2 protein-coding genes are annotated in these 1797 nt (G+C 63.0%); both read right to left on the bottom strand.

Annotated elements, in window-relative coordinates:
• Nucleotides 1-57: 57 nt before the first annotated feature.
• Nucleotides 58-744 carry a dienelactone hydrolase family protein gene (locus tag GOEFS_RS04670; protein ID WP_040524508.1) on the bottom strand — a complete coding sequence of 229 codons (687 nt, stop codon included), beginning with the start codon at nucleotides 742-744 and terminating at the stop codon, nucleotides 58-60.
• 92 nt (nucleotides 745-836) lie between these two features.
• Nucleotides 837-1797: acetyl-CoA C-acyltransferase (locus GOEFS_RS04665; protein WP_007316728.1), on the bottom strand; the 961-nt coding region annotated here is incomplete at its 5' end.

Here is a 1797-nt window from a genome sequence, read left to right as displayed (position 1 = left end):
CCTTGGTGAGCCGAGTTCGACAGCTAGCCAACAACTTTCACCGACACCGCCTGTCCGTCAACTCACGTGAGCACGCAAGAACTCGACCGTTGCCGCCCATGCCTTTTCGGCCGACTCCGCGTGATAGCTCGGCCGAGTCGAGTTGTAGAACGCATGCCCCGCCGGATAGACCCGCAGATCGGCTTCCACCCCCGACTGCGCGGCGATCTTCTCGCGCAACGGATCCAACGTCGACACCGGGATGCTGGCATCGTCGGCGCCGAAATGCCCAAGGATCTCCGCGACCAGCCCTGTGTAGTCGACATCCGGCGCAGCACCGTAGAACGGAACAGCAGCGGTGATCCGCTGGTCACGCGCGGCCAGTCGAAGCACAAATCCACCGCCCATACAGAAGCCGACGGCACCGAGCGACGACGACGTCACCTCTGAACGTCCCAACAAATAGTCGACAGCGCCCGCGAGCAGTTCGACACCCCGTTCCGCCGGAAGTTCGCGCATCAATTCCATCGCGTTCTGCGCCTCGTGGGCGACGCGACCGCCGTACAGATCAGGTGCCAGTACGACGAACCCCTCGCTAGCGAGGCGGTCCGCTACGTCGACCATGTGATCGTCGAGCCCCCACCACTCCTGAATCAGAATCACACCGGGGCCGTCCCCCGATGTCGGCGCCGCGAGGTAGCCGTGGGCTTGGGTTCCCGCGCTGTCGAAGGTGACGTTTTGGCGAGGGTTGGCGCTATCAGTCATTTCGGACCCAATCATGTTCGGCGGCCGTAGTTTCCAACCTATCGTGCCAGCCTGAGAATCCGGCGTTGCCGAACTGCCTCACCGGCTCGAACTCAGGCAGCCTCGACAATCATCGCCACTGACATACCACTGCCAGCACAAATCGACACCAGCGCGCGACCGCTTCCCTTCTGCGCCAACAACTTTGCCACTGTCGCCACAATGCGACCACCGGTCGCGCCAAACGGATGCCCAGTGGCCAACGACCCGCCGACGACGTTGAGTCGAGTACGGTCGATGACACCCAGCGGCGCGTCGAGGTTCAGGTGGTCTCGACAGAATTCGCCGTCATTCCATGCGGCCAACGTCGAAAGAACCTGCGAGGCAAAGGCTTCGTGGATCTCGTAGAAGTCGAAGTCTTGCAGTGTCAACTCATTACGGCTCAGCAGTTCGTTGACCGCATATACCGGCGCCATCAATACCCCCTGAGTCTTGGGGTCGCCATCGACATAGTCGACGCCCCAGCTCTGGGCGTCGACAATACGGGCCAGCGGGGTTAGGCCCCGCTTCGATGCCCACGCCTCGGTGCCCAGCAGCACCGACGACGCGCCGTCGGTCAGCGTCGTCGAATTGGCGGCGGTCATGGTTCCCTCGGCCCCGCCGAAGCATGGTTTGAGCTTCGCTAGTCGTTCCGCGGAGATATCCCGACGGAGGTTGTTGTCCTCTGCGAGGCCGGCGAATGGGGTGACCAGATCGTCGAAGAATCCGTTGTCATAGGCGGCGGCCAGGTTTCGATGCGAGTCGAGCGCGATGTTGTCCTGCTCGACGCGGTCGATACCCCATGCAGCACCGGTAATCGCCTGTGCCGCACCGGGGGTCAAGTTGGTGCGCCGTTCGGCCGGACTGGGAATGTCGAAGTCGAGCGAGAGTGGGATCCGCAGCGCCTGCTTCGCCATATCGACGGTCGAGCGTGCGGCGTTGATCCGGACGAGCCGATCGCGCAGCCGCGGGCCGAATCCGATTGGCGGGTCCGACGTTGTATCGGCACCGCACGCGACGCCGGAATCAATTTGG

It is taken from the genome of Gordonia effusa NBRC 100432 (assembly GCF_000241305.1).
Classification (GTDB): Bacteria; Actinomycetota; Actinomycetes; order Mycobacteriales; family Mycobacteriaceae; genus Gordonia; species Gordonia effusa.
This window is presented reverse-complemented; position numbering and strand designations above follow the sequence as displayed.

What these genes read in the sequence shown, in the direction of transcription:
- GOEFS_RS04670 (WP_040524508.1), bottom strand. Translation starts at nt 744, where the DNA reads ATGACTGATAGCGCCAACCCTCGCCAAAACGTCACCTTCGACAGCGCG.